Here is a 24,154-nt window from a genome sequence, read left to right on the forward strand (position 1 = left end):
TAGTTGACTACGCAATCAAATGTGACACACTGGAAGCGTCGACCGACGGACCACCGAGAGGAGTCGAGCGGTATGAGCAACACCGACATCCGTCCCGAGGAGATCCACTGCCGGACGGAGGACCTCCCGATCCGCGACCCGCTCCGCCCCCGCGTGGAGATCATCACCTCGCGTGAGGTCCCGCTCGGCGGCCCCCGGGCGATGCCCGTGCGCCGCACGCTCCCGCAACGGCAGCGTTCGCTGATCGGCGCATGGTGCTTCGTCGACCACTACGGTCCCGACGACGTCCCCCTCACCGGCGGCATGGACGTCGCACCGCACCCCCACACCGGACTGCAGACGGTGTCGTGGTTGTTCACCGGGGAGATCGAGCACCGCGACAGTCACGGCGTCCACGCGATGGTCCGGCCGGGGGAGTTGAACCTCATGACCGGAGGCCACGGGATCTGTCACTCCGAGGTCTCCACCTCCGCAACCACGACGCTGCACGGCGTGCAGTTGTGGGTGGCCCTGCCCGACGCGCATCGCGACGCGCCCCGCGACTTCCAGCACCACGTGCCGCCGGTCGTCAGGGTGCCCGGTGCCGACGTCAAGGTCTTCCTCGGTTCGCTCGCCGGCGAGGAGTCGCCCGTGACGACGTACACCCCGCTGCTCGGCGCGGAGATCGTCCTGGACCCCGCGGCAAGCATCACCCTCGACGTCGACCCGTCGTTCGAACACGGGGTGCTCGTCGACACCGGTACGGTCGCGCTGTTCGGTACCGTGCTCACGCGTGCCGCGCTCGGCTACACAGGAACCGGCGTGCCGGCCCTCGAACTGACCAACACCACCGACGACCCCGCACGTATCGTCCTCCTCGGCGGTACGCCCCTCGGCGAGGAGATCGTGATGTGGTGGAACTTCGTCGGGCGCGACCACGACGAGATCGTCGCCTACCGGGACGCCTGGGAACGCGGGTCCGATCGGTTCGGCAGCGTTACCGGCTACACCGGCAGAGTCGAGCGTCTCCCGGCGCCGCCCCTGCCCCAGGCACGTATCCGCCCCCGCCGCAATCCGCCCACCGCAGATCCGAACTGCCCGACACAGGACCCCGCATGAGTACCGCACCGATTCTCGACGTCCGCCGCGCGGACGACCGCCTCCACACGAAGATCGACTGGCTCGACTCGAGGCACTCCTTCTCGTTCGGCCACCACTACGACCCCGACAACACGCATTTCGGGATGCTGATGGTCAACAACGACGACATCGTCCGTCCGGGAAGCGGTTTCGACACCCACCCGCACCGCGACATGGAGATCGTCACCTGGGTGCTGCGCGGATCGCTCGTGCACCAGGACTCCACGGGGCATTCCGGGGTGATCTACCCGGGTCTCGCGCAGCGCATGAGCGCGGGCTCCGGGATCCTCCACTCCGAGAAGAACGACTCGTGGCGTTATCCCGGTGCCACCGCTTCGCATGCCGCCGAGCACGACGAGCCTGTGCGATTCGTGCAGATGTGGGTGCTGCCGGACGAAGCCGGGATCGAGCCGGGATACGAACAACTCGAGATCGACGACGAACTGCTCGCCGGCGGCCTCGTACCGGTCGCATCCGGAATGGACGCCTACGCCGACCATTCCGCCATCCGCATCCGCAACAGATATGCCGCCATGCACGTCGCGCGGATGCATCCTGATCGGCCGGTGACGCTGCCGGACGCGCCCTTCGTGCACCTCTTCGTCGCCCGGGGTGAAGCCGCGCTCGAGGGAGCCGGACCTCTCACCGAAGGAGATGCGGTGCGAATCGCCGGCGGTGGTGGCCGCCGGCTCACCACGGCGACCGGCGCCGAAGTCATCGTGTGGGAGATGCACGCCGCCCTCGGACATTCCTGAGCACCGACACCGTCGACCGGTCCGCGGACCGGAAACGGCGACAGGCCCGCCCCGGAGATCCGGGACGGGCCTGTCGCCGTCGTCGGTCAGCTCGCGGCGCCGCTCATCGGCAGCAGCCGGGCCAGGACGTCCGAGAGGGCGATCAGCCCGACGATGCGTCCGTTCTCGGTGACGGTGACCAGATGGTTCCTGGTCTCCCGCATCGTCGTCAGCGCCTCGTAGACCGGAGTCGCGGCGTCGATCGTCAATGCGGGACGCATCAGTTCGGCCGCCGTGGTTCCGGGCGCGGCCTGGAGACTGTCGCGCACGTGCACGACACCGTCGACGTGGCCGTCGGCGCGCACGAGCAACCGGAGATGCCCGGTGCGGTGGGCCGTCTCACGGATCTCGTCGGCCGTCGAGGTCGGCTTCACGCTGCTCGGCTCGGCCTGCGGCGTGACGATCTCGCCGAGCGTGAGCGTCTCGAGTTCCAGCGCACTGCTCAGGTGCCCGTGATAGCGCTCGTCGAGCGTGCCGACGGTGGCCGAGTGCTCGACCAGATGCCGCAGCGCATCGGGATCCTGGCCTTCGGCGACCTGATCCACGGGATCCACGCCGACCTTCCGCAGGCACCAGTTCGCCATGTGGTTCAACCGGACCAACAGTGGCCGGGTCACCCACATGAACGCCCGCATCGGCAGTGCCAGCATCGTGGCGGACTTCTCCGGGTGGGCGATCGCCCACGACTTCGGTGCCATCTCGCCGACGACGAGATGCAGGAACGTCACGATGATCAGCGCAAGGACGAAGCCGGCCACGTCTGCGAGCCACAGCGGCGCGCCCCAGTTCTCGAACAACGGTGTGAGCCAGTGGTGCACTGCGGGTTTCGTCGTCGCACCGAGTGCGAGCGTGCACACCGTGATGCCGAGCTGGGATCCCGCGAGCAGCACCGACAGTTCGGACGCGCTGCGCAGGGCAGCCCGCGCCGAGCGGCTCGACGCCGCTGCGTCCTCGAGCCGGTGTCGTCGCGCCGCGATGAGCGCGAACTCGACCGCGACGAAGAACGCGCTGGCGGCGATCAGGCCGATCGTCACCACTGCGACGACCACAGGACTACTCATTGCCGGTCACCTCGTCCGTCAGAACGGTCACGCGCACGGACGACGGCACGTGCTTGTCGATGTCGCGGACCTCGGCCACCAGGGTCCTGTGGAGCGGGCCGTCCTCGTTCAGCAGTTCGGCCGGATCCGGATCCAGCGTGATCCGGACGGTGTCACCCACCTCGGGGAAGCCGCCGAACTCGGTGATGACCAGACCCGCGAGCGTCTCGTAGTCGCCCTCGGGCAGTTCGTGGTCGAGGGTGCGGGCCACCTCGTCGATATGTGCATCGCCTCGGACGATCCAGCCGTCGCCCTCGGGGCGGATGACCTCGACGGCCATCGCGGGATCGTGCTCGTCGGCGATCTCGCCGACCAGTTCCTCCGCGATGTCCTCGAGCGTGACGACGCCGGCGAACCCGCCGTACTCGTCGATCACCAGCGCCATCTCGTCCTCGGCCCGGGCCAGCTCGGTGAGAACCTCCGGCAGGGCCAGCGTGGCCGGCACGATCACGGGCGGTCGGCAGACCGTCGCGGCCGTGCCCGTCGGTGTGTCGAGGCCGAGGAGGTCGTGCAGGTGCACGACACCGCGCAGATCGTCGGACGAGGTGCCCACCACCGGGTAGCGGGTGTGCCCCTCGCTCATCTTGTCGAGGATCGTGGCGACCGGCTCGTCCAGCTCGACGACGTCGACCCGCGACCGCGGGATCATCGCGTGTTCGGCGGTCCGGGTCGGGAACTCGAGGATCCGGTCGAGGAGGGTGGACAACTCCGGCGGAAGTTCACCGGTCTCGCGGGACGCGGCCACGATGTGTTCGAGGTCGCGCGGTGTCGCGGAGTGCTCGACGTCGTGCACCGGCTCGATGCGCAATGCCCGCAGCAGGAGATTCGACGAGGCGTCGAACAGTTTGATCAGCCATCCGAAGACGGCGAGATAGGCGCTCGTCGACAGGGCGAGGCGGCGTGCGACCGGTTCGGGACGGGCGATGGCGAGGTTCTTGGGTACCAGCTCACCGAAGACCATCTGGACGACGGTCGAGAAGAGCACGGCCAGCACGGTGCCGACGGCGACTCCCACGGCGGTGGGGATGCCCACACCGCCCAGCAGTTCGCCGAGGCCGCTACCGATCAGTGGTTCCGCGACGTAACCGACGAGCAGGCCGGTGACGGTGATGCCGAGCTGAGCGCCCGAGAGCATGAAGGAGGTGCGGCGGGTGACCGCCAGTGCGCGGGCCGCAGCCGAGTCACCGCCTTCGGCGCGGGCCTTCAGGCGGGAACGGTCGACGGCCATGTACGCGAATTCCTGCGCGACGAAGTAGCCGGTCAGGGCAGTGATGGCGAGAACGACAAGAATGCCGGCCGCGATTCCGAGGGCGGTCAGCACTTCGGGGACCGGGCTCGGGTGACGAGCAGAGCGTCACGTCTGGGCGGGACGGGTCTTCGAGGTTTTCGCTTGGGGCGTTTCATGACTCCCTCGGGGTCGGGTCGGTCGGACGGATGCATTCACAGGATAGGACGAACGGATGGGGGTGGAAGTTCCCGCCGTCCGGGTGGAGGTATGGTCACAGGGCGATCTTGTAATCTTCGGATTTTCATCCGAATGGACCGTATTGTCCGTCCCGGGTATTTCCGAACGATTACGACATATCTGACCGATTTTTTCGAGAAGATCTTCGTTTTCGCTGGTGGAAGCGCTTTGTGGCCTGTATTACAAATTTAAGTGCTGCGCGGACGTGGAATGCAGGTAACAATTGGATCGCGTGTCGACGCGCGTCGTCACAACTTCGTTGTTGTTCCATTGATGGGAGAAGCCCGTGCCTGCACTCGAGTTCCTTGTCGACCTCTTCGGTAACCTTTCCGACCTGTTCGACGTGCTGAACTTCTTCACCGGTTCCGCTGATGCGGCCGGCGATGCGTTCGGCAGCAGCCAGGCCTGAGCCTCGCAGACTCGAAGGCCCGTGGGTTGATCCCGCGGGCCTTCGTCGTGTCCGGAGATGGTCGTCTCCATCCGGACCGGGGGAGCGGAGTACCGCCCCGCTCCACACCCCGCTCGGCCCCGGTCTCGACGCCGGAAACCGACGTTTGGGTTCGTTTCATCACGGCTAACCCGTGAATGTAATTCGGACCACTCAACCCAAACGGACGTTCGGTGAGAGGACACGAAAGATGACATCTCGATCACCAAGCCCGGGCCGCGGCTCGATGACGGCAACGCCGGTGCAGACCGCGGCGCTCGTGGTGGGCGCCGTCTTCCTACTGGTGGGCATCCTCGGGTTCATCCCGGGTGTCACGTCGGACTACGACCAGCTCTCGGGCGCAGGCCACCATTCCGAGGCTCTGCTGTTGGGGATCTTCCAGGTCTCCATCCTCCACAACATCGTGCACCTGCTCTTCGGTGTCCTGGGCCTCGCAGCGGCCCGGGCTGCAGCCACGGCCCGCAGTTTCCTCATCATCGGTGGTGCGATCTATCTGGTGCTCTGGATCTACGGCCTGATCATCGACAAGGACAGCAGCGCCAACTTCGTGCCCGTGAACTCCGCAGACGACTGGCTGCACTTCGTTCTGGGGCTGGGCATGATCGCTCTCGGCGTGCTCCTGACGCGTGCGCGAACGGCCCCGGGCACGGCTCGTCCCTGACCCGAGCCCGCACCTCCCGACATCGGGATCCGGAAGAACCCGTGGTTCACGCCACGGGTTCTTCCATGTGGGCAGGCAGGGCCGCGGTGGAGGCCTCGTCGGGAAGGTGGTCGTCGTCGACCGTCAGCACTCCCGACTCGGCGACCGCGGCGAGCGACAGGGTCCGATAGCCCTCGCTGTCGAACAGGACGGTGACCCGATCGTGCTCGCAGGTCATCACCACTCCCGGTCCCCACTCGGTGTGCACCACACGAGTGTTCGGGATGAATTCCGTCGTCTCGCAGTCCGGTTGCGCAGCCCCGGTGCCCGGAAGCACGGATACCGTTGCGACCTCGTCGGACGCGCCGTCCCGGCAGGTGTCGCACCGGCCGCAGGGGTCGGCCGATGTCTCGCCGAAGTATCCGAGCAGGAACCGGCGGCGGCACCCACGGGTCTCGGCGTAGCCGCGCATCATCTCGACCCGCGATCGGTCGAGTCGCTCGCCCGACGCGGCCGTCTCGCGTGCCTGCTCGATCGCCTGACGTCGCGGGATGTCGGTTGCGGAGAGTCCACGCCGGCCGGAGACGAGAGCCCCGCACCGTTCGAGCAGGTTCACCGCATTGGACAGCCGCCGCCCCCGCACGTCGAGTTCGGTGCGCAGCCGTCCGAGCTTCATCGGCGATGCGGAGCGGACCGCCGAGAACACCCGACCGATCAACTCCTCGTCGGGGTTGTGGGTGGTGAAGAAGGTCGCGAGCGACAGATCCTCGGGACGGTAGAACATCAGGACGGTGGCCGGTTCCCCGTCGCGCCCGGCACGCCCGATCTGCTGGTAGTAGGAATCGACCGAGTCGGGCACCGAGGCGTGCACGACGAAACGCACGTCAGGCTTGTCGATGCCCATGCCGAAGGCGGAGGTCGCGACCACGACGTCGCAGCGACCGTCGAGGAATCCGAGGTGGACGTCCTCGCGCTCGGCCGCCCGCATCCCGGCGTGATAGGGGCACGCGTCGATCCCGCGTTCACGCAGGGCGTCGGCGTACCGCTCGGTGTCCTTGCGGGTCGCGGCGTAGAGGATGCCCGGACCCGGCAGGGACGCCACGGCCTCGACGACGGCGCGTCGCTTCTCACCGTCGTCGGTGTGCCTGCGCACCTCGATGTCGAGATTCGGCCGGTCGAAACCTCCGGCGACGACGAGCGGATCCCGCATGCGCAACGCCTCGACGATGTCCTCGCGGACCGGCGGTGAGGCGGTCGCGGTGAGCGCGACGACGGGTGGTCGGCCCAGGGCCTCGGCCACGTCTCCCAGGCGTAGATATTCCGGCCTGAAGTCGTGGCCCCACATGGCGACGCAGTGCGCTTCGTCGACGACGAGGAGCGAGACCTCCACGCTCCTCAGGCGCTCCAGGACCTCGTCCTTGGCGAGTTGTTCGGGAGCGAGGAAGACGTAGTCGGCGTCGTGTTCGAGCACGGCGCGCCAGTTCGCCTCGTTCTCCGACTCGCGCTGGCGCGAATTGATCGCGACCGCCTCGGGCGCCTCCGAGTGGTCCAGGCCGGCGATCTGATCGTTCTGCAGCGCGATCAAGGGGGAGACGACGACCGTCACCCCCGGTAACAGGAGTGAGGGCACCTGATAGATCGCGGATTTCCCGGAGCCGGTGGCCATCACGGCCAGGACGTCGCGTCCGTCGAGCAGCGGAACCATCGCGTCCAGCTGCTCGGGGCGAAGCGTGTCCCAGCCGAACACCTTCTGCGCGGCGGTGCAGAGTTCCTCGCGTGCATCGTCCGATGCTCGGGCGGACGACGGCCGATACGTGTTGTGCTGCAAGTGGACTCCAGAATTCGGAAGGGACTGCCCGTGACGGGGCGAGCGCAGGGTGTCTCTCGCATACCCGAGGACGTGCCCGACCCAAACGGTTGCGACGTCCCCGGCGCCGTGTCGACCCGACGGGATGTGGGTACCCGCGAGCCATACGTGCCGAGGAGGAGATATGGACGACGCTCGACCTCTCGCTCTGGTGACCGGAGCATCGCGAGGCATAGGCCGGGAGCTGGCGGCCCTGTTCGCGGCCGACGGATACGACCTCGTGCTCGCGGCGAGGTCGGACGCGCTGGACGACGTTGCCGCCGACCTGCGGACGTCCGGTGTGGAGGTGGTGTCGGTCCACGCGGATCTGCGGACTCCCGAAGGGGTCCGGGCGGTCCACGAGGCCGCCACGGCCGGAGGTCGCGTCCCGGCAGCGGTTGCGCTCAACGCCGGTGTCGGGATCGGTGGGGCGTTCGTCGACGCAGAACTCGAGGACGTTCTCTCCGTCATCGACGTCAACGTACGTTCGACGGTGCATCTGGCACACCTGTTGCTGAACGACATGTTGCGGGTCGGCTCGGGCCGGATGCTCATCACGTCGTCGGTCGTGTCGAAGATGCCCGGCCCGTACCAGGCCGTGTACAACGCGTCCAAGGCGTTCGTGCAGTCCTTCACCGACGGCGTCCGGAAGGAACTCGACGGCAGCGGGGTCACGCTCACGGCGATGCTGCCCGGGGCCACCGATACCCACTTCTTCGCACGGGCCGGGATGCTCGACACGATCCTGGGGAAGGCGCCCAAGGACGATCCGGCCCACGTCGCGCGCGACGGTTATGCCGCTCTCATGCGCGGCGAGGGGAACGTGGTGCCGGGTTCCGTGCTCGCGAAGTCGATGGCGGTCTTCGGTACGGTCGCGCCCGACGCGGTGACCTCGGCCGTCCACCGGGTCCTGGCCAAGCCTCGATCGGGGAGATGATCCGCTTCGGCAGGCGCCGCCCGCGTATCCGACGCATCGTCCGAGGCTGTTGCGACGCGGATGCGATCCGACCTGTGGCTCAGGCGGATCGCGTCCGTACTGCCGGGCGGGTGGGGTGGTCGTAGCGCACCAGGATGTCCCCGTCCGTCCCCGACTGCTCGAGCACCGAATGCTCCAGCAGCGCATCGATCGTCCAGAAATCCTCGGGGCGCGTGCGTCTTTCGAGCGCGCCCCGAGACATCGTCAGGACGACGGTGACGTCGAAGTCGAGACCACGTCCGAGGAGCATGGGGCCGGCGACGACCAGGATCTGGTCCTCCGCCGCCCGCCGCGGGCGTTCGCGCGCCGAACGGTCGGTGTCCTCGTCCCACAGACGCGGAAGCCACCGCTGATGTTCACGTACCGCGCGCAATACCTCCCTGTCGACCGCGGCGTAGTCGAACCAGTCGTGGCGGTAGCTGTACGGATCGGTGCGTCCGTGCTCGAGCCTCAGCGATGCGGGCCGGACGAAATCGTGGAGGTCGACGACGTCCGCGGCGCGGCCCCGCGTTCTCAGTTCCGTCGCGACACGCTGTGCGAACTCCACCGGGTCCGCCGCGTCGGCTGCGCTCACGGCGACGCACACGTTTCCGCTGAGGGCCTCGGCGCGATCGGCGACGGAGACCGCGAGCATCTCGGGAGTCAGGGGAGTGAAGGCGGGCATCGCTCGCCGTTCACGCCCTTCCACATGTGGGGGTCACCAGGGCGGTGTGTCGTTCCCGTCCGGTACCGGTGTGTCGAGAAGTCGGTCGAGCCAGAGCACTGCCTCGACCAGTGCTTCCATCTGCGACGCCCAGTCCATCGCGAAGACCACTTCGTCGAGGTCGCTGCGGGCCGCGATCGAGTCGCCGGCGAGCGCATCGACGACCGCTTTCATCACGGTGCTCTCCGGCTGCGGGAGTTCCTCCGGTCGGACGTGACGGCCGCTCTCGGTCCGGATGGTCAGTTCGAAGTTCTCGTCGCCACGGACCTGTGGGCCGATCTTGTCGACGACGACGTCGGCGATCGTCGAGACCGTCCACCTCAGCACACCCCCGTAGAGCGGGGGAGTGATCTGTGACGGCGAGTCCGAACCGGCGCTCGACACCAGCGCCGCGACCTCTTCGGTCAGTTCGCTGTAGCCGTTCTCGTGTGCCAGAGCGAGAAGGCGTCCTCCCATCACCGCGTCGCTGCGTGTGATTCCGGCTCGTTCCTCGTGCATGGAGAACGAATGCCCCGTTTTGTGTCCCATCACACATCGACGCCGTGACCGCCGCGCGAGCATCCTCGTCACGAGAGTGAGGAAAATCACATTCGCGGGCTATCCTGAGGTCATGAAGCACATCGCCACTGGTCCGAAGGATGTCACGGTCGGTGTCGGGGACATGATCGAGCTGCATCTTCCCGAGAACACCTCCCGGGACTACTGCTGGTCGACGTCGAGGGTCGGAGAGGGGCTCGTCCTCCGCGACATCCGATTCGTGCCGTCGAAGAACCCGTTGCCGGGAGGGACCGGTGAGCGGGTCTTCTGTTTCAAGGCGCGCCGCCCCGGTACCTGGCCCATCTCCCTGCGCATGCGGAAGCACGCCGACCTGGTCGCCGACCGCGCGAACATGACCGTCACAGTCGCGTGACGGCGTCCGGAGGCGCACGGACTCAGCGCAGTGCCGGAGGCGCACGGACTCAGCGCAGTGCCGGCGGGTTGTCGAGATCGCGTGCCGAGTAGGTGTCGCACGCGTCGACCCGACCGGTGCGGTAGCCGGCCAGGAACCAGGCCTGACGCTGCTCGGACGATCCGTGCGTCCAGCCCTCCGGGTTCACCCGGCCGGTGGCGGCCCGCTGGATCCGGTCGTCGCCTACGGCCGATGCTGCCGACAGTGCGTCGCGGATGTCGTTGTCGGTGAGCGGCACGAGGAAGGGCTCTCCGGTGGTCGGCTCGGGAAGCTTGTCGGCGTGGTAGGCCCACACCCCGGCGTAGCAGTCGGCCTGCAGTTCCGTACGGACGGCGCCGGATTCGGGACCGCGCGGGTCGGCCTGCGCGCGGCCGAGGTCGCCGAGCTGATTCTGCAGGTGATGCCCGAACTCGTGGGCCACGACGTATTCCTGCGCGAGCGGACCGCCGCTGGCGCCGAACCGCGTCTCGAGTTCGTCGAAGAAGCTGGTGTCGAAGTAGGCCGTCCGGTCCGCCGGGCAGTAGAACGGCCCGATGTCGCTGGTGGCGTTGCCGCAACCGGTGGACGTGGCAGACGTGAAGATCTCGACCTCCGGCTGCACGTAGGCCACACCGGTCTGCGTCCCGAACTGCTGTTCCCACACCGAGTCGAGTGACCCGACGGTGTAGAGCACCCGGCAGTCGACGTTCTCGTTTGCGGCACTGCCGCCGACCTCGCACTGCTCGAGCGCGCTCTCGGCCTGCGGATCGCCGGAGGTGTCGGGTACTCCCGAGCCGAGCAGGGAGGACGGATCGCCGCCGAACAGCAACGCCAGGATGATGACGATCAGGCCACCGGCCCCGCCGCCGAGAGCGAGCTTTCCACCGCGTCCACCGCCGCCGGTACGGACACGGCCCGCATCCATGCGTGCACCTTCTCTGAACGTCATCGCCGCCGCTTTCTGCTGTGTTCGTCGGATTCGGACAAGCTTGGCACGAACTATTCGGTACGGGTGCGCTCGGGCCGATCGTGTCTTTCGTAGGATTACAGCCGACGAACCCGTCGCTGATCGTTTCGAAAGGAATTCCGTGCTGCGCACCCATCTCGCCGGCTCGTTGCGAGCCGAGCACGCCGAGCAGACAGTCACCCTCACCGGTTGGGTTGCCCGGCGACGCGATCACGGCGGGGTCATCTTCATCGACCTGCGTGACGCCTCGGGTGTCTCGCAGGTGGTCTTCCGCAGCGCCGGCGTCCTCGAGCAGGCGCACCGGCTCCGCGCGGAGTACTGCGTCCGGATCACCGGCAAGGTGGATATCCGCCCCGAGGGCAACCAGAACTTCGAGATCCCCACCGGGGCGATCGAGGTCGACGCCTCCGAGCTCGTGGTTCTCAACGAGGCCGCCCCGCTGCCGTTCCAGCTCGACGATCAGGTGGGCGAGGAAGCCCGCCTGAAGTACCGCTACCTGGACCTGCGTCGCGAGAAGCCCGGCAAGACCATCCGCCTGCGCAGCAAGGTCAACGCTGCGGCTCGCGCGGTGCTCGCCCACCACGAGTTCGTGGAGGTCGAGACGCCGACCCTCACCCGTTCCACGCCGGAGGGCGCCCGCGACTTCCTGGTGCCCGCCCGCCTGCAGCCCGGCAACTTCTACGCCCTGCCGCAGTCCCCGCAGCTGTTCAAGCAGCTGCTGATGGTCGGAGGCATCGAGCGCTACTACCAGATCGCCCGCTGCTACCGCGACGAGGACTTCCGCGCCGACCGCCAGCCCGAGTTCACTCAGCTCGACATCGAGATGGCGTTCGTCAACCAGGACGACGTAATCCTCCTCGCGGAGGAGGTGCTGCACGCGCTGTGGCGTCTGGTGGGCTACGAACTCGAGACCCCGATCCCGCGGATGACCTACGCCGAGGCCATGCGCCGCTTCGGCACCGACAAGCCGGATCTGCGTTTCGGCATCGAACTCGTGGAGTGCAAGGAGTTCTTCAAGGACACCACCTTCCGCGTCTTCCAGGCCGAGTACGTCGGTGCCGTCGTCATGCCCGGTGGTGCGAGCCAGCCGCGTCGTCAGCTCGACGCGTGGCAGGAATGGGCCAAGCAGCGTGGCGCCAAGGGTCTCGCCTACGTGCTCGTCGGCGAGGACGGCACGCTGAGCGGTCCGGTCGCCAAGAACCTCACCGACGCGGAGCGCGAGGGTCTCGCCGCACACGTGGGCGCGAACCCCGGCGACTGCATCTTCTTCGCCGCCGGTCCGACCAAGCAGATGCGTGCGCTGCTCGGCGCCGCCCGCGACGAGATCGCCCGCAAGCTCGATCTGATCGATCCGAACGCCTGGGCGTTCGTGTGGGTGGTCGACGCCCCGCTGTTCGAGCCGGCGGCCGACGCGACCGCGAGCGGTGATGTGGCCCTCGGTCACTCGGCGTGGACCGCGGTGCACCATGCGTTCACCTCGCCCAAGCCCGAGTACATCGACACCTTCGACACCGATCCGGGTTCTGCGCTGGCGTACGCCTACGACATCGTCTGCAACGGCAACGAGATCGGTGGCGGCTCGATCCGTATCCACCGTCCCGACATCCAGGAGCGGGTGTTCAAGGTGATGGGCATCTCGGAGGAGGAGGCGAACGAGAAGTTCGGCTTCCTGCTCGAGGCGTTCAAGTACGGCGCGCCCCCGCACGGAGGCATCGCCTTCGGCTGGGACCGCATCACCGCACTGCTCGCCGGGGTGGACTCGATCCGCGAGGTCATCGCGTTCCCCAAGTCCGGTGGCGGTGTCGATCCGCTGACCGATGCTCCCGGCCCGATCACGCCGGAACAGCGCAAGGAGACGGGCATCGACTTCGTGCCCGAACCCGAGACCGAGGGCGCCGACAAGGCCTGATCTCCCGCACTGCCGATGGCGCGGTGTCGCCCGTCTCCGGACGGGAGGCACCGCGCCGTCGTGTGTGCCGTCCGGCGGTGTTCCCGGGTGAGGTTCGTGGGTCCGATGAGGTTTGTGAGGATCGTGTCCGGGTATTCCGTCGGTCCGGCGCCAACGGGGGCGACGGGTCGAGGAGGTATCGATGGCCGACGCACGCGTGATCTTCTACAAGCCGCTCGCTCTCGCAGCCAGTGTGGGAGGCGGCATCCTCGCCGGAGCCGTCTTCAACCAGGTGTGGAAGAAGGTCGGCGGCAGTGACGAACGGCCCGAACCTCAGGATCTGTCGCAGCGCACCCGAGACGTGCTGATCGCGGCCGCTCTCCAGGGTCTGATCTTCGGTGTCGTGAAGGCAGCCGTGGACCGCGGCACCGCCCGCGGTTTTCAGAAGGTGACACACGTTTCACCCGAATGATCGTGACGTGTCCCGATCGTGATCGGCGTCCGGCGAGCGGAGCCGCCGGGGCGCGAACGGGGACACGCCCGGATGAGCAGCGATTTTCCCTCACAAAGTAGACAAAAGCGACCTGGTGGGCTGGGCGCGGGTGAAGAAGGTCCTGCTCGATCCGAGCATTGTGGACGACCTCGTCGTGACCGAGAACCTGTAGATTGGGCAGTGATGACCGCAACATTGGCAGACCCCGTGTCCGAGGTGGTTCACGCCGCCGAAGCGCTGCTCACCCGCCGTACCGGCGCCACGGTGACCCTGACCGATCCCGTGGATCTCGGGGGCAGTGGACGTTCGGTGGTCGTACGGGTACGAGTGGCCGCCAATCCGTTCTCGCTCCCGCGCACCCTCGTCCTCAAGCAGGTACCGCCCTCGCGTGGTACCGGCCACGTCGACTTCCGCGGGTCCGAGACGGACGAGCAGATCGCCTTCCTCCGCGAGGCGGTCTCCTACCAGTTCACGACGGCCCTCGCGAAGGATCACCGTCCGGGCGCCGAACTGCTCGCCTACGACTTCGAGGCCCGCCTGCTGGTGCTCAGCGACCTCGGCGACGCCACCACCCTGTCGGAGGTGCTGCGCAACAGTTCCGAGGCCGCCGGCAACACCCTGATGGCCCTGGCCCAGGCGCTCGGACGCATGCATGCCGCGACCGTCGGCCGCGAGGAGGACTTCGCGGCGCTGCTGCGGCGCGCCGATGTCGCGCGCGTCGCCGATGCCGTGTCCCAGCAGGCCCTCGATGCTGTGCGGGGCGTGCCCGAACTCCTCGAGGCCGACTTCGGCCTGTCGGTGCCCGAGTCGGTACGCGAGCGCGCCGAGCGGGCGTCCAAGCTGTTCACCGGCGGGCGTTTCCGGGCCTTCAGCCCGTCCGACCTGTGCCCCGACAACATCGTGGTCGGCGACGCGGGTGTGCAGTTCCTCGACTACGAATGGGGCGGCTTCCGCGATGCGACCCTCGACATCGCGTATGCCCTCAGCTCGTTCCCGCTGTGCCTGTGCTCGGTGCCGCTGTCCGTCGACCGCATCCGCGCGATGGCCGACGCGTGGCGCGCCGAGGTCGTCGCCATGTGGCCGCAGCTGGCCTACGACGAGGTACTCGAGGAGCGGCTGCTCGACGCCCTGCTCGCATGCATCTGGCTGAGCACGCACCTGTTCCTGCCCGAGGATCATGCGCGGATCGCCTCGGTCCGCGAACACGGACTGTCGGTGCCGCGCATCCCGGCGCTCCGCGCCCGCTGGTCGCTGCTCGCCGAGTTCGCCACGGCGACAGGCCACGACGACGTCGCCGCACACGCCCGCGACGTGCTCGCCCACCTCGAGGACCGCGCCGCCGGTTAGAGCGGTCGGTCCGGCAGGCGCCGCTCGCCGTCTACACCAGGGGAGCGGCGGGTTCGATCCTCGTCGCGCCGTCGGCCACCCGGTATCCCGCGACGCGGCGCGCACCGGTGTTCGGATCCGTGCGGTCGCCGATGAAGAACCACTCCATCTGCGTCGCCTCGGGAGTCACCTCGAGCACCCCGTAACCGTGCGAATCCAGTTCGACGAACCGCACGTGCCGGTTGGCCGCGGTCGCCGTCGCCTCCAGCGCGGGCGACAGGCTCCGCGGGGGCACACCGAGCAACTCGTCGATGTTCGCCGACGTCACCGACGGAACCACGAACTCCGTGGCGACGGTGCCCGCACCCGGATAGTCGGCGGCGTCCACCGGGACGTCCATCGCCCACGAGGTGTGGATGTCGCCGGTGAGGAAGACGACGTTGCGCAGACCCGCCGCCGTGATGGTGTCCATCAACCGCCGACGGTCGGCGGTGTAGCCGTCCCACTGGTCGGTGTTGAAGGGCACACCTCCGGCCGGCACTCCCACGAGTTCGGTCAGCGCTCCGGTGGTCCGTGGATCGAGGGGCGGTAGGACGATCGGCGAGAACATCACCGAATTGCCGATCAACTGCCATCGGGTGGGGGAGGTCGCCAGGCCGGCGGTGAGCCATTCCATCTGGTCCTGTCCGGTCATCGTGCGACCCGGATCGTCGACCTGTCTCCCGCCTCCGAGAACCTGCTGGGAGCGGTAGCTCCGCAGATCCAGCATCGACAGTTCGGCGAGCCGTCCGTACCGCAGGCGCCGGTAGAGCCGACCACCGTTCGGGCGCACCGGCATCCACTCGTCGTAGGCCTGCATCGATGCGGCCTTGCGGGAGGCCCAGTCGCCCTCGAGGAGCGGATCGTGGTTCTCCGCGCCACCCGCCCACGCGTCGTTCGCAGCCTCGTGGTCGTCCCGGATCACGATCCACGGCACTTTTGCGTGCAGCGCCTGCAGGTTCGGGTCGGTCTTGTACTGCGCGTGCCGGATGCGGTAGTCGGCGAGACTCACGATCTCGTGAGTGGGCTCGTGCGTCCGGACGCCCCTGCCACCGGCGACGGGGAACTTCCCGGCCGCGTACTCGTACAGATAGTCGCCGAGGTGCATCACGGCGTCGAGATCGTCGCGTGCGGCGAGGTGGCGGTAGGAGGAGAAGAAGCCGCCTTCCCAGTCGGCGCACGAGACGACACCGAAGCGCAGGCGTCCGACCGCAGCGTCGTGCGAGGGCGCGGTGGACGTCCTGCCGGTCGGGGAGACGGTTCCGCCGACGCGGAATCGATAGAAGTAGGTCGTGTCCGGTGCGAGCCCGCGGGCGTCGACCTTGACCGTGTGGTCGGAGACGGAACTCGCCGTCACGGTCCCGCTCGCGACCACCGTGTCGAAGCTGCTGCTGCGGGCGACCTCCCAGGTGACCGGGAGGTCCGGTCCCGCACCCGAGCCGGGTGTCGCCTCCGGCGAGGGTGTCACCCGGGTCCACAGGATCACCGCGTCGGGCAAGGGATCTCCCGAGGCCACGCCGTGCGCGAAGACCGCGGGGGATGCCTGCGCGTGCTGTGTGGTCGAGGCGAAGGCCGCAGCACCCGCGGCGAGGATCGACGACCGGAGCACGGCGCGGCGGGAGACATGATCGGCGGACGGTGTCGTGGCCACGATCAAGATCCGACCACACGGTCGGTCGTCCGTCCATGTGAACGACGAACACCGCCGTCGTCCGGGCGTCGGCGCGAGCTTGTAGCGTCGGATGCGTGAGTGATCTTTTCGGGGCGAACGACCCGTCTGCCGAACCGGACGCCCTGTTCGAGGCGCCACGCGAACCGGAACCCGAGGACGAACCGCAGATCCGCCGGCAACCCGTCGCGGCCGGCGGCGCCGACGCGCCGCTCGCTGCGCGCATGCGACCGGCGAGTCTCGACGAGGTGGTCGGGCAACAGCACCTGCTCGAACCGGGGGCGCCGCTGCGGCGGCTCGTCGAGGGATCGGGTGCCGCGTCCGTGGTGCTCTACGGCCCGCCCGGTACCGGGAAGACGACCCTGGCCTCACTGATCTCCGGCGCCACCGGACGCCGGTTCGAAGCGCTGTCCGCCCTCTCGGCGGGCGTCAAGGACGTGCGTGCCGTCATCGATCTGGCACGCCGCCGCCTCACCCACGGTGAACAGACCGTGCTGTTCATCGACGAGGTCCACCGCTTCTCGAAGACCCAGCAGGACGCGTTGCTCGCCGCGGTCGAGAACCGCATCGTGCTGCTCGTCGCCGCGACGACCGAGAACCCGTCGTTCTCCGTGGTCGCCCCGCTGCTGTCGCGCTCGCTGGTGCTGCAACTGCAGCCGCTCGGGCCCGACGACATCCGGGCACTGCTCGAACGTGCGCGTACCGACGCCCGTGGACTCGCGGGGACGGTCGACATCGACGACGACGCCCTCGACCATCTCGTCCGGCTCGCCGGCGGCGACGCCCGCCGTGCTCTGACGGCGCTCGAGGCCTCCGCCGACACCGCGCTCGCCGTCTCCGGTGGCGACGCGGCCGTCATCGACCTCGCGACCGTGGAGTCGAGCATCGACGAGGCCGCCGTCCGCTACGACCGCGACGGCGACCAGCACTTCGACGTCGCGAGCGCCTTCATCAAGTCGCTGCGCGGCTCCGACGTCGACGCGGCCCTGCACTATCTGGCACGGATGATCGTCGCGGGGGAGGATCCGCGCTTCATCGCCCGGCGCCTGATGATCCAGGCGAGCGAGGAGGTGGGCATGGCCGACCCGACGGCCCTGCAGACGGCGGTCGCCGCATCGCAGGTCGTGCAGCAGGTCGGCATGCCCGAAGCCCAGCTCGCGCTCGCCCAGGCCACCATCCACATCGCCACCGCCCCCAAGTCGGGGTCCGTCACCGCCGCCCTCGGCGCCGCGATCGCCGACGTGAAGGCCGGCAAGGCCGGCCCGGTACCCGCTCACCTGCGCGACGGCCATTACCAAGGCGCGCAGAAGCTCGGCAACGCGATCGGCTACAAGTTCCCGCACGCGCACCCGGACGGCGTGCTCGCGCAGCAGTACGCCCCGGACGAGCTGGTCGGTGTCGACTACTACGAGCCGACCGGCCGTGGCGTGGAACGGGAGCTGTCGGCCCGCCTGCCCAAGCTGCGCCGCATCGTGCGCGGGGAGCGATGATGGTCCATCGAAGACCCCGCACGGCGCCACCGCACGGAAGACTCGATCGGTGCTGCCGTCCAGAAACCACTTTCGGCGGCGCGATAAGCTGAAGAACGGCCGATCGACAGGATCGACCGCCCGTCCCGGGTAGTTCACACCATCGCCAGACCACAAAAGGACCATCGACGTGCAGACCCACGAGATCCGCAGGCGCTTTCTCGATCACTTCGTGAAGGCGGGACACACCGAGGTGCCCAGCGCGTCGCTGATCCTCGCCGATCCCAACCTGCTGTTCGTCAACGCCGGCATGGTCCCCTTCGTGCCCTACTTCCTCGGCCAGCAGACCCCGCCCTACACCCGCGCCACGTCGGTGCAGAAGTGTGTGCGCACCCTCGACATCGAGGAGGTCGGCAAGACCACCCGCCACAACACCTTCTTCCAGATGGCCGGCAACTTCTCGTTCGGCGACTACTTCAAGGAAGAAGCCATCACCTTCGCGTGGTCGCTGCTCACCGGGTCCGTCGAGGACGGCGGCTACGGCATCGATCCCGAGAAGCTGTGGGCGACGGTGTATCTCGACGACGACGAGGCATTCGGGATCTGGCGCGACAAGGTCGGCGTGCCCGAGGAGCGCATCCAGCGCCGCGGCATGAAGGACAACTACTGGTCGATGGGCATCCCCGGCCCGTGCGGGCCCTGCTCCGAGATCTTCTACGACCGCGGCCCCGACTACGGCGTCGAAGGCGGCCCCGAGGCCGACGAGGACCGCTACATCGAGATCTGGAATCTCGTCTTCATGCAGAACGAGCGCGGTGAGGGCGGGGCCAAGGACGACTACCCGATCCTCGGCCCGCTGCCGAAGAAGAACATCGACACCGGCATGGGTGTGGAGCGCGTCGCCTTCCTGCTCCAGGGCGTCGAGAACGTCTACGAGACCGACCTGCTGCGCCCCGTGATCGACAAGGCCGCCGAACTCACCGGCGCCGTCTACGGCGCGAAGCACGACGACGACGTGCGTTTCCGCGTCATCGCCGACCACGCCCGCACCGCGGCGATGCTCATCGTCGACGGCGTCAACCCCGGCAACGACGGCCGCGGCTACGTGCTGCGCCGCCTGCTCCGCCGCATCGTGCGCTCGGCACGTCTGCTCGGCGCCGACAAGCCGACCATGCGCGAGTTCATGGCGGTCGTGCGCGACACCATGGCTCCGTCCTACCCCGAACTCGACACCGACTTCTCGCGCATCGAGACCGTCGCGGTGGGCGAGGAGACGGCCTTCCTCAAGACCCTCGGCACCGGCAGCAAGCTGTTCGAAGGCGCCGTCGAGACCGTGAAGTCGCAGGGGAAGAACGTGCTCGGTGGCACCGAGGCGTTCACCCTCCACGACACCTACGGGTTCCCGATCGACCTCACCCTCGAGATGGCGGCCGAGGCAGGCCTGACCGTCGACGAGGAGGGCTTTCGGTCGCTGATGGCCGAGCAGCGCCAGCGCGCCAAGGACGACGCCCGCGCCCGCAAGCACGCCCACGCCGACCTGACCGTCTACAAGGAACTCCTCGACCGCGGTCCCACCGAGTTCACCGGCTTCAGCGAGCTGGTGACCGAGGCACACGTGCTCGCCGTCATCACCGGTGGCGAGCGTCTGCACGCGGCGAGCGCGGGCCAGCAGGTCGAGCTGATCCTCGACCGCAGCCCCCTCTACGCGGAGTCCGGCGGTCAGATCGCCGACATCGGCACCATCACCGGCCCGGGCCTGAAGATCAAGGTCGACGACGTCCAGAAGATCGCCAAGCAGTTGTGGACGCACAAGGTCACGGTGCTCGAGGGTCAGGTCGTCGAAGGCGACGCCGTCCTCGTGCAGGTCGATCCCGGGTGGCGCAAGGGCGCCACCCAGGGTCACTCCGGCACCCACCTGGTCCATGCCGCGCTGCGCGAGGTGCTCGGCCCCAACGCCGTGCAGGCCGGTTCGCTCAACAAGCCCGGCTACCTGCGCTTCGACTTCTCGTGGCCGGGCGCGTTGTCCGAGCAGCAGAAGCAGGACATCGAGGCCGTCACCAACGAGGCCGTCGCGGCGAACTATCCCGTCAACACCTTCGTCACCGACCTCGACAAGGCCAAGAAGATGGGTGCGATGGCCCTGTTCGGCGAGAACTACGGCGACGAGGTCCGCGTCGTCGAGATCGGTGGCCCGTTCTCGATGGAGCTGTGCGGCGGTACGCACGTGCAGCACTCCTCGCACGTCGGCACCGTCACGCTCCTCGGTGAGCAGTCCGTCGGTTCCGGTATCCGCCGCGTCGAGGCGTACGTCGGTCTCGACTCCTACCGCCACCTGGCGAAGGAACGCGCGCTGCTCGCAGGCCTGTCCTCGACCCTGAGGGTTCCCTCCGAGGAGGTGCCCGGACGTGTCGAGGCCCTGCTCGACCGACTCAAGGCCGCCGAGAAGGAACTCGAGAAGACCCGCGCCGCGAACGTCGCCGCCGCAGCCGGAACGTACGCGGGCAAGGCGCAGCGCGTCGGTGATGTGCTCGTCGTGGCCGAGGCCGCCCCGGAGGGTGTCGTCGGCAACGACCTGCGCACGCTCGCGTCCGACGTCCGTGGCCGGCTCGGCACGGAGCCCGCCGTGGTGCTGCTTCTCGGCAACGCCGACGGCAAGGTGCCCTTCGTCGTCGCCACCAGCAAGGCCGCGCAGGAGAAGGGCATCAAGGCCGGCGACCTCGTCGCGAGCTTCGGTCCCGCGATCGGTGGTCGCGGTGGCGGCAAGCCCGACATGGCGCAGGGCGCAGGGTCGGATCCGGCCGGTATCCCGGCAGCACTCGACGCCTTCCGTGCCCGCCTGAGCGAGCTGGCCGGCTGAGCGTGGCCGAAACGCCGCGCCCCGATCGTCCCGGAGAGGACGATCCCGGCCGTGGTCGCCGCATCGCAGTCGACGTCGGCAGCGTCCGGATCGGGGTCGCCTCCAGCGACCCCGACGGCATCCTCGCCACCCCCGTCGAGACGGTGCCGCGTTCGAAGGTACGCGGACCCGACGCACCCGATATCCGGCGCATCGTCGACATCGTTAGGGAATACGAGGCTGTTGAGGTTATCGTCGGGCTGCCGCAGACACTGCGCGGTGAGCCCGGCAAGGCTGCGAAACTGGCGAGCGACTTCGCGCGTCGACTTCGCCGTGCCCTACCCGACGTTCCCGTGCGCCTGGCCGACGAACGCTTCACGACGGTCACTGCGGCGCGTGCCCTCCGCGAGAGCGGGGTGAGTGCGCGAGGTGCGCGGCCGGTCATCGACCAGGCTGCCGCCGTGGCCATCTTGCAGGGTTGGTTGGACGAGCGGAGTTCGGTAGTGAACGAGTCGGGGCGTGACGCGGGGGGCAGCCGGTGAGCCGGCACGGACGACACGACGACCATTCGGAGAACGCACGGGAGGATCTGTTCGCGGATCCCTATGCCGGTGGGTACACGCAACCTCCGGTCGATCGCACCGGATCCGAGGATCCGTATCGCACGCGATCCGAGGATCCGTATCGATCCGAACCGGGTTACCGGTACGACGATCCGTACGCATCCGACCCCCACGGTCACGATGCGTACGGGCACGACCCGTACGGCGGTGGTGCGTACGAGGGCGCCCCGGGTGAGACCCCGGAGGCCCGTCGACCCGATCCGGACGATCACGAGACCACGGTCCTGAACTTCGAGCCGGGTGTGTTCGACGGCCCGCCGCCCGGCCACCCCGAACAGGGTTATCCCGAACAGGGTTATGCCGACCCGGCTTACGGCGAGCAGGGTTACGCCGAGGAGCATCAGGGGTATGTCGAGCAGGGCTACGCCGAGCAGGGCTACGGCGAGAGTTACGCAGCATCCGGGTACGAACACGCCGGACCCACCGACGCCGACGCCGGATACGCTCCGGCCGGTCACTCCGACGGGGCACCTCTCGACGGGGGGCACCTCGACGACGAGTACCCGGGCGGGTACTCGTACGCCGCACGCGACGCGAACCGGGATGCCTACCGGGACGACGACCCCGCCGACGACGCGGTCGCAGCGGAGGAAATCACCGCCGAGCAGCGTGCGGTTCCCGCCGCAGTCGGTGGTTCGGAACGCGCCGCACGCCGCGATCCGAAGGCGCGCGGACGCAAGAAGCGCGGTCGTGTCGTGGGCGCGCTCGCCGCCGCGGTGCTCCTGCTCGTCGTCGTGGGCGGCGGTTATCTCGCCTACGACCGCTTCCTCGGCACGAACCTTCCGCCGGACTTCACCGGGCCTCCCGGGCCCGCCGTGGTCGTCCAGGTCAACCCGGGCGAAACCGCCGGGGAGATCGGCAGCGAGTTCGTCGACAAGGGGGTCGTCGCGAGTTCCGCCGCCTTCTACGAAGCGGCCGTGCAGAACCCGGGGATGAACTCGCTGCAGCCCGGCTTCTATCAGGTGGCCACCAACATCCCGGCCGTCGACGCCGTCGCCGCCCTCGTCGACCCGGCCAGCCGGGTCGGTGCGCTCGTGATCTCCGAAGGGCGGCAGCTGCACGACATCCGCGACGTCAACACCGGTGCCGTCCGCAAGGGCATCTACACACTCATCGCCGAGGCGAGCTGCCACGGCGATCCGGCCGCCGAGAACTGCGTCACCTACGAGGAACTCGACGCGGCCGGCGCCACCCCGGACCTGCAGGCGCTCGGCGTCCCGGAATGGGCGCGCGACGCGGTGGCGAACGTGCCCGACCGCAGGCGGCAACTCGAAGGCCTCATCGCCGCGGGCAGCTGGGATTTCGATCCGACGGCCGAACCCGTCGAGATCCTCGCCCGTCTCGTATCGGAGAGTGCGTCGAGCTACGACGCGACAGGGATCACCGAGGCGGCCGCACGCGTAGGCCTGACCCCGTACGAGATGCTCATCTCCGCATCGCTCGTCGAACGTGAGGCCCTGCCACAGGATTTCGCGAAGGTCGCGCGCGTGATCCTCAACCGCCTCGACATCGACCAGATGCTCCAGTTCGACTCGACCGTCAACTACGAGCTCGACGAGACCGAACTCGCGACCACCGACGCCGACCGCGCGCGGGTGACCCCCTGGAACACCTACGCCATGGTCGGTCTGCCGGCGACGCCCATCTCCTCACCGAGCATCGGCGCTCTGCAGGCGATGGAGAACCCGGAACCGGGCGAATGGATCTACTTCGTGACGATCGACGACCAGGGCACCACGCTTTTCGCGAACTCCTACGAGGAGCACCTGCAGAACACCGAACTGGCACTCGCGAGCGGGATCCTCGACAGTGGCCGCTGATCCGAAGTCGGGTGTCCGGAGGGCGGCGGTCCTCGGGAAACCCATCGCGCACTCGAAGTCGCCCCTGCTGCATCTCGCGGCGTACCGGGCACTCGGGCTGACCGAGTGGACCTACGAACGCATCGAATGCACCGGTGAACAACTGCCGGGACTCGTGTCCTCGCTCGGTGAGGAATGGGTCGGCCTGTCCGTCACGATGCCCGGCAAGTTCGCGGCACTCGAATTCGCCACCGAACGCACCGAGCGGGCGGTGAGGATCGGTTCGGCGAACACCCTCGTCCGCCTCGACGACGGATGGCGTGCCGATTGCACCGACGTCGACGGTGTGTCCGGCGCACTGCGCTCGGCCGGCGTCGGCGATCTGTCCGACGCGTCGGCGGTCGTCGTGGGCTCGGGGGGTACCGCGAGACCGGCGCTCGTCGGTCTGACCGACCTCGGTATCCGCTCGGTGACCGTGGTCGCCCGGTCCGAGGAGAAGGCTCGCGCGACGTTCGATTGTCTCGACGACGACATCGAGGCTCGGTGGTTGTCGTTCGACGCACCCGAACTCGCCCGGGTCTGCGCCGAGGCCGGTGCGCTCGTGAGCACCGTGCCCGCACCCGCGGCAGCGCCGTACGCAGAAACCCTCGCGCACGCCCCCTGCATCCTCGACGCGATCTACGACCCCTGGCCCACACCGCTGGCGACAGCGGCCGAGGCACGCGGTGTCCGCGTCGTCAGTGGTCTGCACATGCTCCTGAACCAGGCATTCGGGCAGGTCGAGCAGTTCACGGGGCTGCCCGCGCCGCGCGCGGAGATGGCGCGCGCCGTCGGGCTCGACCTGAATTCTCCGCACCCGGCCTGAGAACCCGCACGCTCCTCGATCCATAGATACGGGTGAGGGGTCCGATACCGAACAAGAATGGTCCGCAAGCACTTTCCGGCCCGTTCGCGAAGTAGTGTCGGACCCGTCCGACGGCCGTGACGGCCGTCACCGCTGTCGCCTGCGGGCCGAGAAGGAGCAAA

21 protein-coding genes are annotated in these 24,154 nt (G+C 68.5%); 14 read left to right on the top strand and 7 right to left on the bottom strand.

Features of this window, described 5'->3' with window-relative positions; genetic code table 11:
• The first annotated feature begins 72 nt into the window (after positions 1 to 72).
• Complete coding sequence (locus U9J23_RS10700) at positions 73 to 1,098, top strand: pirin family protein (RefSeq protein ID WP_326602615.1); 1,026 nt, start codon at positions 73 to 75, stop codon at positions 1,096 to 1,098.
• On the top strand, positions 1,095 to 1,874 hold the full coding sequence (locus tag U9J23_RS10705; protein ID WP_085468079.1) for a pirin family protein: 780 nt from the start codon (positions 1,095 to 1,097) through the stop codon (positions 1,872 to 1,874). Before U9J23_RS10700 ends, U9J23_RS10705 begins: the two co-directional genes overlap by 4 nt.
• 86 nt (positions 1,875 to 1,960) lie before the next feature.
• Here the strand turns inward: U9J23_RS10705 and U9J23_RS10710 are convergent, their stop codons facing one another.
• Positions 1,961 to 2,974: a hemolysin family protein gene (locus U9J23_RS10710; RefSeq protein ID WP_179161680.1), complete on the bottom strand. Its 1,014-nt coding sequence runs from the start codon at positions 2,972 to 2,974 to the stop codon at positions 1,961 to 1,963.
• Positions 2,967 to 4,334, bottom strand: a complete 1,368-nt coding sequence (locus U9J23_RS10715; RefSeq protein ID WP_085468081.1) for a hemolysin family protein — start codon at positions 4,332 to 4,334, stop codon at positions 2,967 to 2,969. Before U9J23_RS10715 ends, U9J23_RS10710 begins: the two co-directional genes overlap by 8 nt.
• A gap of 430 nt (positions 4,335 to 4,764) precedes the next feature.
• Here U9J23_RS10715 and U9J23_RS10720 point away from each other — a divergent pair, with 430 nt between their 5' ends.
• Both U9J23_RS10720 and U9J23_RS10725 read left to right on the top strand, forming a co-directional pair.
• On the top strand, positions 4,765 to 4,887 hold the full coding sequence (locus tag U9J23_RS10720) for a hypothetical protein (RefSeq protein ID WP_016933989.1): 123 nt from the start codon (positions 4,765 to 4,767) through the stop codon (positions 4,885 to 4,887).
• A 265-nt stretch (positions 4,888 to 5,152) separates the two neighbouring features.
• Positions 5,153 to 5,587: a DUF4383 domain-containing protein gene (locus U9J23_RS10725; protein ID WP_174479588.1), complete on the top strand. Its 435-nt coding sequence runs from the start codon at positions 5,153 to 5,155 to the stop codon at positions 5,585 to 5,587.
• A gap of 46 nt (positions 5,588 to 5,633) precedes the next feature.
• Here the strand turns inward: U9J23_RS10725 and U9J23_RS10730 are convergent, their stop codons facing one another.
• The gene (locus U9J23_RS10730; RefSeq protein ID WP_059381343.1) at positions 5,634 to 7,394 is read right to left on the bottom strand and encodes a RecQ family ATP-dependent DNA helicase; all 1,761 of its coding nucleotides are present in this window, start codon (positions 7,392 to 7,394) and stop codon (positions 5,634 to 5,636) included.
• A gap of 163 nt (positions 7,395 to 7,557) precedes the next feature.
• On the opposite strand from U9J23_RS10730, the gene U9J23_RS10735 reads away from it, so the two are divergent.
• Positions 7,558 to 8,349 carry an SDR family NAD(P)-dependent oxidoreductase gene (locus tag U9J23_RS10735; protein ID WP_059381344.1) on the top strand — a complete coding sequence of 264 codons (792 nt, stop codon included), beginning with the start codon at positions 7,558 to 7,560 and terminating at the stop codon, positions 8,347 to 8,349.
• 79 nt (positions 8,350 to 8,428) lie between these two features.
• Here U9J23_RS10735 and U9J23_RS10740 read toward each other — a convergent pair whose 3' ends face one another.
• Positions 8,429 to 9,052 (bottom strand): hypothetical protein, encoded by a 624-nt coding sequence (locus U9J23_RS10740; RefSeq protein ID WP_059381345.1) that lies wholly within the window; start codon positions 9,050 to 9,052, stop codon positions 8,429 to 8,431.
• A gap of 33 nt (positions 9,053 to 9,085) precedes the next feature.
• Positions 9,086 to 9,547: a hypothetical protein gene (locus U9J23_RS10745; RefSeq protein ID WP_226949810.1), complete on the bottom strand. Its 462-nt coding sequence runs from the start codon at positions 9,545 to 9,547 to the stop codon at positions 9,086 to 9,088.
• Positions 9,548 to 9,701: 154 nt separating this feature from the next.
• On the opposite strand from U9J23_RS10745, the gene U9J23_RS10750 reads away from it, so the two are divergent.
• Positions 9,702 to 10,001, top strand: a complete 300-nt coding sequence (locus U9J23_RS10750; protein WP_085468082.1) for a protease inhibitor I42 family protein — start codon at positions 9,702 to 9,704, stop codon at positions 9,999 to 10,001.
• 49 nt (positions 10,002 to 10,050) lie between these two features.
• On the opposite strand, the gene ypfJ is transcribed toward U9J23_RS10750, so the two are convergent.
• The gene (gene ypfJ / locus U9J23_RS10755; protein WP_059381348.1) at positions 10,051 to 10,968 is read right to left on the bottom strand and encodes a KPN_02809 family neutral zinc metallopeptidase; all 918 of its coding nucleotides are present in this window, start codon (positions 10,966 to 10,968) and stop codon (positions 10,051 to 10,053) included.
• 139 nt (positions 10,969 to 11,107) lie between these two features.
• Here ypfJ and aspS point away from each other — a divergent pair, with 139 nt between their 5' ends.
• The 3 genes from aspS (at position 11,108) to U9J23_RS10770 (ending at position 14,714) form a co-directional block, all read left to right on the top strand.
• Entirely contained in the window at positions 11,108 to 12,895 is a 1,788-nt protein-coding gene (aspS, locus tag U9J23_RS10760) for an aspartate--tRNA ligase (protein WP_085468083.1), read from the top strand.
• A 181-nt stretch (positions 12,896 to 13,076) separates the two neighbouring features.
• Complete coding sequence (locus tag U9J23_RS10765) at positions 13,077 to 13,346, top strand: DUF4235 domain-containing protein (protein WP_006551422.1); 270 nt, start codon at positions 13,077 to 13,079, stop codon at positions 13,344 to 13,346.
• Between the two features lie 204 nt (positions 13,347 to 13,550).
• Positions 13,551 to 14,714, top strand: a complete 1,164-nt coding sequence (locus U9J23_RS10770; protein WP_059381350.1) for a hypothetical protein — start codon at positions 13,551 to 13,553, stop codon at positions 14,712 to 14,714.
• Positions 14,715 to 14,745: 31 nt separating this feature from the next.
• Here the strand turns inward: U9J23_RS10770 and U9J23_RS10775 are convergent, their stop codons facing one another.
• A complete protein-coding gene (locus U9J23_RS10775) occupies positions 14,746 to 16,383 on the bottom strand; it encodes an alkaline phosphatase D family protein (protein ID WP_145706895.1) in 1,638 nt (545 codons plus the stop codon).
• A 95-nt stretch (positions 16,384 to 16,478) separates the two neighbouring features.
• Here U9J23_RS10775 and U9J23_RS10780 point away from each other — a divergent pair, with 95 nt between their 5' ends.
• From U9J23_RS10780 to U9J23_RS10800, 5 genes are all read left to right on the top strand, one after another.
• A complete protein-coding gene (locus U9J23_RS10780; RefSeq protein WP_059381351.1) occupies positions 16,479 to 17,891 on the top strand; it encodes a replication-associated recombination protein A in 1,413 nt (470 codons plus the stop codon).
• 169 nt (positions 17,892 to 18,060) lie between these two features.
• On the top strand, positions 18,061 to 20,727 hold the full coding sequence (alaS, locus tag U9J23_RS10785; protein WP_059381352.1) for an alanine--tRNA ligase: 2,667 nt from the start codon (positions 18,061 to 18,063) through the stop codon (positions 20,725 to 20,727).
• A 2-nt stretch (positions 20,728 to 20,729) separates the two neighbouring features.
• Positions 20,730 to 21,248 carry a Holliday junction resolvase RuvX gene (ruvX, locus tag U9J23_RS10790; protein WP_059381353.1) on the top strand — a complete coding sequence of 173 codons (519 nt, stop codon included), beginning with the start codon at positions 20,730 to 20,732 and terminating at the stop codon, positions 21,246 to 21,248.
• Entirely contained in the window at positions 21,245 to 23,149 is a 1,905-nt protein-coding gene (locus U9J23_RS10795) for an endolytic transglycosylase MltG (protein WP_229580059.1), read from the top strand. The genes ruvX and U9J23_RS10795 overlap by 4 nt, the downstream gene beginning before the upstream one ends.
• Positions 23,139 to 23,993: a shikimate dehydrogenase gene (locus U9J23_RS10800; RefSeq protein WP_059381355.1), complete on the top strand. Its 855-nt coding sequence runs from the start codon at positions 23,139 to 23,141 to the stop codon at positions 23,991 to 23,993. Before U9J23_RS10795 ends, U9J23_RS10800 begins: the two co-directional genes overlap by 11 nt.
• Positions 23,994 to 24,154: the final 161 nt, after the last annotated feature.

The sequence above is a fragment of the Rhodococcus sp. PD04 genome (assembly GCF_035918275.1).
Lineage (GTDB): Bacteria > Actinomycetota > Actinomycetes > Mycobacteriales > Mycobacteriaceae > Rhodococcus > Rhodococcus rhodochrous.

What these genes read in the sequence shown, in the direction of transcription:
- ypfJ (WP_059381348.1), bottom strand. Translation starts at nt 10,968, where the DNA reads ATGACGTTCAGAGAAGGTGCACGCATGGATGCGGGCCGTGTCCGTACC.
- U9J23_RS10765 (WP_006551422.1), top strand. Translation starts at nt 13,077, where the DNA reads ATGGCCGACGCACGCGTGATCTTCTACAAGCCGCTCGCTCTCGCAGCC.
- U9J23_RS10700 (WP_326602615.1), top strand. Translation starts at nt 73, where the DNA reads ATGAGCAACACCGACATCCGTCCCGAGGAGATCCACTGCCGGACGGAG.
- U9J23_RS10740 (WP_059381345.1), bottom strand. Translation starts at nt 9,052, where the DNA reads ATGCCCGCCTTCACTCCCCTGACTCCCGAGATGCTCGCGGTCTCCGTC.
- U9J23_RS10745 (WP_226949810.1), bottom strand. Translation starts at nt 9,547, where the DNA reads ATGGGAGGACGCCTTCTCGCTCTGGCACACGAGAACGGCTACAGCGAA.
- U9J23_RS10710 (WP_179161680.1), bottom strand. Translation starts at nt 2,974, where the DNA reads ATGAGTAGTCCTGTGGTCGTCGCAGTGGTGACGATCGGCCTGATCGCC.
- U9J23_RS10735 (WP_059381344.1), top strand. Translation starts at nt 7,558, where the DNA reads ATGGACGACGCTCGACCTCTCGCTCTGGTGACCGGAGCATCGCGAGGC.
- U9J23_RS10750 (WP_085468082.1), top strand. Translation starts at nt 9,702, where the DNA reads ATGAAGCACATCGCCACTGGTCCGAAGGATGTCACGGTCGGTGTCGGG.
- U9J23_RS10705 (WP_085468079.1), top strand. Translation starts at nt 1,095, where the DNA reads ATGAGTACCGCACCGATTCTCGACGTCCGCCGCGCGGACGACCGCCTC.
- U9J23_RS10725 (WP_174479588.1), top strand. Translation starts at nt 5,153, where the DNA reads ATGACGGCAACGCCGGTGCAGACCGCGGCGCTCGTGGTGGGCGCCGTC.
- U9J23_RS10770 (WP_059381350.1), top strand. Translation starts at nt 13,551, where the DNA reads ATGACCGCAACATTGGCAGACCCCGTGTCCGAGGTGGTTCACGCCGCC.